The 8,106-nt window shown below is 35.6% G+C and carries 9 protein-coding genes and 1 tRNA gene; 4 read left to right on the top strand and 6 right to left on the bottom strand.

The features are described 5' to 3' along the window. From ACRCJ0_RS07295 to ACRCJ0_RS07280, 4 genes are all read left to right on the top strand, one after another. The coding region (locus ACRCJ0_RS07295) for a GntR family transcriptional regulator (protein WP_431390046.1) at nucleotides 1-514 on the top strand (514 nt) is incomplete at its 5' end. A gap of 106 nt (nucleotides 515-620) precedes the next feature. Next, the gene (locus ACRCJ0_RS07290) at nucleotides 621-1,076 is read left to right on the top strand and encodes a flavodoxin (protein WP_048729332.1); all 456 of its coding nucleotides are present in this window, start codon (nucleotides 621-623) and stop codon (nucleotides 1,074-1,076) included. A 21-nt stretch (nucleotides 1,077-1,097) separates the two neighbouring features. After that, a complete protein-coding gene (locus tag ACRCJ0_RS07285; protein ID WP_431390047.1) occupies nucleotides 1,098-2,345 on the top strand; it encodes an aminopeptidase in 1,248 nt (415 codons plus the stop codon). A 47-nt stretch (nucleotides 2,346-2,392) separates the two neighbouring features. Continuing rightward, entirely contained in the window at nucleotides 2,393-2,710 is a 318-nt protein-coding gene (locus ACRCJ0_RS07280) for a hypothetical protein (protein ID WP_431390045.1), read from the top strand. Between the two features lie 76 nt (nucleotides 2,711-2,786). Here the strand turns inward: ACRCJ0_RS07280 and ACRCJ0_RS07275 are convergent, their stop codons facing one another. The 6 genes from ACRCJ0_RS07275 to ACRCJ0_RS07250 all read right to left on the bottom strand — a co-directional run bounded on the left by ACRCJ0_RS07275 (nucleotide 2,787) and on the right by ACRCJ0_RS07250 (nucleotide 8,104). Further along, nucleotides 2,787-3,173: a GtrA family protein gene (locus ACRCJ0_RS07275; RefSeq protein ID WP_418148543.1), complete on the bottom strand. Its 387-nt coding sequence runs from the start codon at nucleotides 3,171-3,173 to the stop codon at nucleotides 2,787-2,789. Then, nucleotides 3,145-4,380 carry a hypothetical protein gene (locus tag ACRCJ0_RS07270; RefSeq protein WP_431390044.1) on the bottom strand — a complete coding sequence of 412 codons (1,236 nt, stop codon included), beginning with the start codon at nucleotides 4,378-4,380 and terminating at the stop codon, nucleotides 3,145-3,147. The genes ACRCJ0_RS07275 and ACRCJ0_RS07270 overlap by 29 nt, the downstream gene beginning before the upstream one ends. Next, the gene (locus ACRCJ0_RS07265; protein ID WP_418148541.1) at nucleotides 4,373-5,332 is read right to left on the bottom strand and encodes a glycosyltransferase family 2 protein; all 960 of its coding nucleotides are present in this window, start codon (nucleotides 5,330-5,332) and stop codon (nucleotides 4,373-4,375) included. The genes ACRCJ0_RS07270 and ACRCJ0_RS07265 overlap by 8 nt, the downstream gene beginning before the upstream one ends. Nucleotides 5,333-5,430: 98 nt before the next feature. After that, the gene (locus ACRCJ0_RS07260) at nucleotides 5,431-6,357 is read right to left on the bottom strand and encodes a glycosyltransferase family 2 protein (protein WP_431390043.1); all 927 of its coding nucleotides are present in this window, start codon (nucleotides 6,355-6,357) and stop codon (nucleotides 5,431-5,433) included. A 266-nt stretch (nucleotides 6,358-6,623) separates the two neighbouring features. Continuing rightward, nucleotides 6,624-7,994, bottom strand: a complete 1,371-nt coding sequence (locus ACRCJ0_RS07255) for a polysaccharide biosynthesis protein (protein WP_431390042.1) — start codon at nucleotides 7,992-7,994, stop codon at nucleotides 6,624-6,626. Nucleotides 7,995-8,031: 37 nt separating this feature from the next. After that, nucleotides 8,032-8,104: transfer RNA gene (locus tag ACRCJ0_RS07250), tRNA-Arg, on the bottom strand. Nucleotides 8,105-8,106 lie beyond the last annotated feature (2 nt).

The raw sequence follows: 8,106 nt of genomic DNA, 5'->3' as shown, positions 1-8,106 counted from the left end.
TGGATTCTTCGTCGGAGATAATGTGCCGAAAGTTGATTTCGTAGCCCACCGTTTACGCTATGAATTAATTATCAGTTACCGGATGTTGGATCAAATGATTAAACAAAAGGTTAAAGGTGAAAACTACAAGGATATTTTAGATGAGAAAGTACTAGCGGTACAGAATGCATATGAACACAAAAATTTTGATGACTTCTTTACAACTAGTGAAGCATTATTAAAAACAATTTTGGATATTGGTAATCATGACTATCTAGTTAATGAAGCTTTAGAGTGTTCACGTACTGTGATGACAGCTATTCTTGAGAAATACCATACGGATGAACCAAAAGATTTCATCTTGGATATGTATCCTTTCATGATGTACCTCGGTGACTTAGTACGGTTGATTGCAGAAAACCGCTTCAATGATGCACGTGTTTTATTTGAAATCATTATCAACTATCTGAAAATGCAACTACCAAAAGAAACACAAGAAGCTTTTGAAAATATCGATACTTACCGTTTAGCTTAATAAAGTGAATATCTAATGAATGAAAGCACTCTATATCGTCAAAGAGTGCTTTTTTTGCTATAATTTAATAAGATATGAAAATTATAATTGAAAGGAGCGAACCATATTGCCAAAGGCACTAGTCACATTTGCTTCTTTAACTGGAAACGATGAAGAAATAGCAAATATTATGACCAACTCTTTAGTTAATTTGGGCATAGATGCACGTATGGTGGAATGCCAATCTGTGTATGCGACCGATTTTCTAGAAGAGGATATCTGCGTTGTCGTGACCTATACATACGGTGCTGCTGCAGACTTACCAGATGAAATTGTAGACCTATACGAAGAATTGTCGGACGTTGATTTAACAGGTAAGATTTTCGCGACCTTAGGTTCAGGCGAATATGATTACGAAGAATTCTGTAAATCTGTTGATGATTTTACCGAACAATTCAAACAAACCGGTGCTATCCAAGCTGGTGAAGCTGTAAAGATTGAGTTGTATCCTGAAGACGAAGATATCCCTCTAATTGAACAACTTGCCCAGCAATGTGTAGATAGCTACCAACAACATCAATAAAAACAATCTTAGGAGGACAATATTTACATGGAGAATTTTGATCAATTATTAGACAAATATGCAAACCTATTAATCGAAAAAGGGATTAACGTACAAAAAGGCGACAATGTTATGATTTACATTGCCATCGACCAAGCACCCCTAGCGCACTTCTTAGCGAAACACGCTTATGAGAATGGTGCTCGCCGTGTACACTTTACTTGGAAAGATGACTACACTACCCGCTTAAACTACGAGTACCAAGCGACAGAAGATTTAGCGGAAGTTGCTGACTATACTGTAGCCCGCCAAGAAGATTTAATCTTAAACCAAAAAGTGTCACGCCTTTCAATCGTATCTGGTGACCCAGATTTATTAAACGGTATTGATGCAAGTAAAATTGACACTGTTCAAACCAACCACGGTCAAAAATTAAAAGTTGTCCGTACTGCGACAATGAACGATCAAGTTAAATGGACAGTTGCAGCAGCTGCTGACTACGGCTGGGCGAAGCACGTTTTCCCTGAATTAGCTGAAGATAAACAAGCAGCAACAGATGCATTATGGGATGCCATCTTCAAAGCTAGTCGCGTATACGAAGCTGATCCAGTAGCAGCTTGGAACAACCACCGTGACTTGTTAGACGAAAAAGCACAAAAATTAAACGACAAACAATTCAAAAAATTACATTACACTGCACCTGGTACAGATTTAACACTAGGTTTACCTGAAGGTCACATCTGGGTATCTGCTCAAAGCTTTAACCCTGATGGTTCTCCATTTATCGCTAATATGCCAACTGAAGAAGTCTTCACAGCACCAGATACAAACGTGATGGATGGTTACGTGACTTCAACAAAACCACTATCCTACGCGGGTTCTACAATTGAAGGCATCAAAATAACTTTTGCAGACGGTAAAATTGTAGACGTTACAGCTGATAAAGGTGAGCAAATCATGAAAGATTTGGTCTTCAACAATGATGGTGCGCAAGGTTTAGGTGAAGTTGCCCTAGTACCACATAAATCACCAATTTCTCAAAGTAACCTAACATTCTACAATACCCTATTTGATGAGAATGCTTCAAACCACTTGGCAATCGGTGCTGCTTACCCAACTAACGTTAAAGGTGGAACTGACATGTCAGAAGAAGAATTACAGGCAGCAGGCGTTAACCGTAGCCACGTTCACGTTGACTTTATGATTGGATCAGCTGAAATGGATATCGATGGTATCGACGCAGATGGCAACGTATTCCCTATCTTCCGTCAAGGAGAATGGGCTTTCTAATTATCTAACCGTCATTACTGTTATAAACAAGTTAAAGGAGGTTACTTATGCCACTTAATCCCAAAAATAATGAAAACGATCTAAATGAACTATATAATCGTTTAAAGAACATGGACCGAAAAAAAGTTGACGAAACCCTTGAATACCTAGATAAAGGTTCACCAAAATTAAACTGGTTATATATCACCCTTGCCGTGGCCATTATTTTTCTTTTAATTTGGTTGATTATGATAATGAACCCGAATGCAGATGTGGCGCCAACGATCGATAGGTCTGAAGAAATCAATCTTCAAATCCATGATATGGAGTCCCGCATTAAATCACTAGAAGATCAAGTAGAAAACTTAGAAGAAGGCAATAACTAAAGCAAAACAAAAACGCTGCTGATACACTTAGGAAACTAAGTGCATCAGTAGCGTTTTTTTTAGATAATTGGAAAAGTTATTTTTCCAACCAAATTTTCCTTGAGATGAAATTCCACGCCATTACAAGTATTGTGGCCAACACTTTAGCAATAATATAATGTAAGACTGTAATTTCTACAAAGAACCACATAAATACCTGATTAAGTCCTAGTCCAATTAAGGATAACACTACAAAAATGAATAACTCTTGATGCTTATGCCCTTTTTCATAACGGCTATCGAAGACATATTTCATTGAAGCGATGTAATTAAATACTGTTGCCACTGTGAATGAAATGGCTGCTGATAGTAGATAATGGATACCAAGGAACTCTGTTAAAATCGCTAGTAAACCAAAATCGATGACTGCCGCTAGGACACCTACGATACCAAATTTAATGATTTGTTGTATTAGTTTTATCATAATTTTCTTTATTTCCTATTCTAGTCCAGTCGATTGCTAAATAAAGGTAGGTAAATACCCCTAATAATAAAATGATGAAGTGACGATAAGTGAAGTAATAATGATGTTGATTATGGTTTTGCAAGATAAAGGTCCAGACAAATGGTACCAAACTCATCAACCATAGGACCCCATTATCGATAAAGGATTTTATAGGTTTACGGTATTTAAACCATAATACTAACCACACAAGGAATAAAACCCCTATTAATAAGAGTACATAATTAGGAAACATTGTCGCTAACACACGTCTTAAAATGGTTGTGAATTCTAAGACTTCCTCATCAGTACCTTGTGTTCGTAAGAAAATCTGATTAATCGCTGACTTAAAAGTGTTTTCTTGCAGAATAACAGTGCTGACTATCCATTTAGAAACCCAAGTTAGCGCGTAACCAAATATCCAAGAAACACCCAAGTATATTGTCTCTATAAAGCTTGTCATAAATGTTGTTTCTTTATTTTTATCATGCAATAAGAATAAGAGAAAAAATGGTAAAGCGAAAGTAATCAAGGGTGCTGTGAGTAAATCAAAGTAATTGGTAATAGATCCGATTACAAAGAAAGTAATTAAAAGTAAATTGGGCGATAACTTTTTCCAAGTATCTAAATACATTAAAGCTAGTATAGCAACCATGCTAATGATATATACCGGGCTATATTGTAAGGATAGTGGGAATATCCAAAAATGGATAGTCATAAGTGCAAACGAGAATAACATGGCATAAGCGGTTGTAACTTGCTTAGCAATTTGAATAATCACTAGTAAGAACAAGGAAAAAATCACAAATATATTTAAGAATCGTATACCCGTATAATTCATAAATATCAATAAGAATCGCAAGATGGGAATATCGCCCATCCAGTAACGGAAGTAGCCGTTATTCCAAACCGCAGCGCTAGCCGCTGATAAGCTATCCGTATTGTTTAGTTTCTGAAAAATCAAATTATCAGTAAAGGTATCCAACCTGGTACCAGGAATATTACTGATGACTTCCCATCTTTTTTCCTCACTTGCGATAACATCAACTGATTCTTGCCAGTTACTATCAATCCAGTTATCAGGAATAAGGTATGAAGCAAAAAGTAGACCATAGTAGACCATGATTAACAGGACAAATGTAATCAGAATCTGTTGAAGCAACTTTTTCCAATTAATATTATTAGTCATAATCATAGATACCTTTCAATTTTTTCAGTAAATTCAATTTAGAATACTCTACTTCAAAACGTTGACGTTCATTTTGTGAGATCACATCTAAGTTTAAGCCCATCATAAATAATATAAGTGCAGTTAAACCGATAAAGCCAGCTACAATTAAGGTTGGGAACCGTTCAACAGTACCCGTAACATTAAATTCCATCAGAATCGGAATAAATAAGATGGCAGCAAAAATAAATAAAATTGCAGATACTAGACTGAAGAATAGCATAGGTTTATAATTCTTGAATAATCTACCGATTGTTCTTAAGACTTTTACCCCGTCAGATACCGTATTTAATTTTGATTCACTTCCATCTGGTCGATCTCTATACTCAATCACCACATTTTCAATGGCTAGATTTTTATCCAAAGCAAAAATCGTCATTTCCGTTTCGATTTCAAAACCTTTAGACAGCACAGGGAAAGACTTTACAAATTCAAATGAAAAGGCCCGATATCCTGTCATGATGTCTCTCACATTATTGTTGAATAAAACATTAATTAACCCTCTTACTGTTCTATTTCCCACATTATGGAATGGACGTTTATTCTCTTCGAAATATGTTGAGCTTAAGCGGTCTCCTACGACCATTTCTGCTCTATGGTCTAATACAGGTTGTATCATGTCACGGGCATGTTCAGCTGGGTAGGTATCGTCGCCATCAATCATTAAGTACGCTTTCGCGTCAATATCTCTAAACATTGAACGAATCACATTCCCTTTGCCCTGCTGATGTTCGAATCTTACCACAGCACCTGCATTTCTCGCTATTTCTGCTGTATTATCTGATGAGTTATTGTCGTATACATAGATGGTCGCTTCAGGTAATTCACGCTTAAAGTCTGTGATTACTTTTTCGATCGTTAGCGCCTCGTTATAACACGGAATTAATACCGCAATTTCATCTGTTGTTTTCAATTAATATTTTCTCCTGTTCTCGTTTGTTCATTTTCTTTGTATACAAATATTTTTGTATTGATCCACTTGAAAAAAATTTCATCAACTTATCCAAGGAATTATTTGATATCGGTATCTTTAATAATATAAATAGGTCGATTCTTGGTTTCTAAATAAATTTTCCCTACATATTTTCCGATAATCCCGATACATAATAATTGAATACCACCTAATAGTAAAATAATGGATGCTAGAGATGGCCAACCATCTGTCGGATCACCAAAGATTAAAGTTCTTAATACAATGACAATAATAGATAAGATGGCAACAATACAGGAAACCATTCCCATATATGTCGCAATAGATAATGGTAAATCTGAAAAGTCTGTTATCCCCTGTACCGAATAATTAAACAATTGCTTCAAAGACCATGATGTTTGCCCAGCAATTCTTTCGCGATTTCTATAAGTTAGGTATTCCGTTTTAAATCCTACCCAAGTGAATAACCCCTTAGAAAAACGATTATATTCAGTTAAAGATAAGATAGCATCAACCATTTGTCGTCTCATCATCCGAAAATCTCTTGCCCCATCAACAAGTTGGGCATCTGAAATCTTATCCATCAGTTTATAGAATGTGCGCGCAAGAAAAGAGCGAGTAGCTGACTCTCCATCCCTAGTTACGCGACGTGTACCGACACAGTCTAATTCTGAATTTGCCTCTAACATCTTTAACATCTGCGGAAGTAATTCTGGTGGGTCTTGTAGATCTACATCCATAATGGTGACAAATTCACCACTAGCATTTTGTAGACCTGCATACATGGCCGCTTCTTTACCAAAATTTCTAGAGAAGTCGATAAAATGAACGTAGTCAAATTGCGCTACCAGCCGTCTAATTTCTTTCAGGGTTTGGTCTTTTGAGCCGTCGTTGACAAATATATATTCAAATGACGTATCCATTTCTGATTTTTGCGCTTCTACAGCCTCAAAAAATAATGGTATAGCTTCTTCCTCGTTATAACAAGGTATGATTATTGTTAACATTAAAAACTGACTCCTTTTTAACCTTTTTCTATTGTAACAAATACATTCAAAAATAGGCTGTATCGAATCCCTCTCTTAAGGTTCGTTTCCGTTATGTATACAGGTACAGTTATTATAGCAAACGATGTTATCATTTTGCTGATTCTACTGCCTATTTCAAGGAATTTTTTAATTCAAATTGAATCTATTTCAATTCTGCTCATTGAAGCATCAAACTTTTGCCAAAAATAAAAAATGCAGTGCTTTCACACCACATTTTCTATCGACTATGCTTCATCCATTTTAACAATCTGTTGGAATATTTCCTGTAATTCTACCCGTTTTATCACTAGAATAATAACTAAGAAAACAGCGTAAACAAAGAATCCGAGATAAGTATTCAGTATATTCGCAGTAAAGTAGAATACGAGAACGTGACTAATAATCAATAACCATTCATTCAAATCGCCTTTCATGGCTGTAAACTCGCGTCTTGAAGCATACAGATACCATAAGAAGTAACATAAGGTAGTCGCCCATGCGATACCAGATAATGATTTAGTGATAAAGAATACAATGGCTACAAATGCAAGTGCTAAGATAGCATATAAAATTGAGTCACGAATATATTTTCGTTCACTTCGTTTAGCCTTGTATAGATTGGCCACAACGATCTTTGAAATCATAATATATGGAATCGATACAAAGGTAATGGATAATAACTCGATTGATGCCACATAGTTTGGAAGGAATAATTCGATAATCCATTTGAATGCGAAGAACCCTAATCCACCAAAAATACCAAGTAACAGTGTCAATTGCTTAATGATATTGGCAACTCGAGGTGAATCCGTCTTTGATATTAAATTATAAAAAACTAGAGCCACAGCGTTAACGATTAGTATAATAACGTTTAACACTGAGTTTTGGAATGAATATTGTGCGAATTCTTCAATTGGGAATCCCCAGTTAGCAATCCACGAACCAATATTCCCAACAAAAGTTAACGACATATTTGCTAACAAGATTAAAAATCCGACTCTAAAAATTTCAAATTTATCTTTTACAGTGAATTTGGGATTTAGCCCCAATTTATTAATAAAACGAAACTCATAGTAAATGTACATCATTACATAAGATAATACGTTTAATATGATATAGAATACGTAGTCTTCCGATTTAAAAATAAAAATTCCGATTAATAACAGTGCGATATAAGATACTGACCGGAACATAGATGCTACGGTAAATGTATTAAATTGACCAACTGCTTGTAAAAAATTTGATTGGTAAGTCGTTACATTTGAAAAGAAGGTAACGATCGAGAAAAGAATCAGTACCGGATCTTTTGTAATAAGAGATATTAGGAACATTCCTATGAACATGATGAACTGAAAAAAATTCGCAAAATTATGTTCATCTCTGATAACATTGTGGTCTAACTCATTTAATTCCTTACCACCATACTTAATATAAATCCCATCTGCAAATCCTAAATGGAAAAGGTAGGTAAAACTTAGGTACAAGGTATATTGCCTATAAGACCCGTATTGCGCGACAGTCAAAATCCCCGGCAAGATGAAACCAACGATAAAGCTGGTCCCGAAGCCGACAATATTAGACATTGCAACGTTTAAAATGTTCGTTAAAGTCTTCATTTTTATCCTCACAATATTTTTGTTTTAATTTTGTTAACGGTCCCGAGAAGATTCGAACTTCCGACACCTCGTTTAGGAAACGAGTGCTCTATCCCCTGAGCTACGAGACCAG

It is taken from the genome of Aerococcus sp. L_32, assembly GCF_050689315.1.
This window is presented reverse-complemented; position numbering and strand designations above follow the sequence as displayed.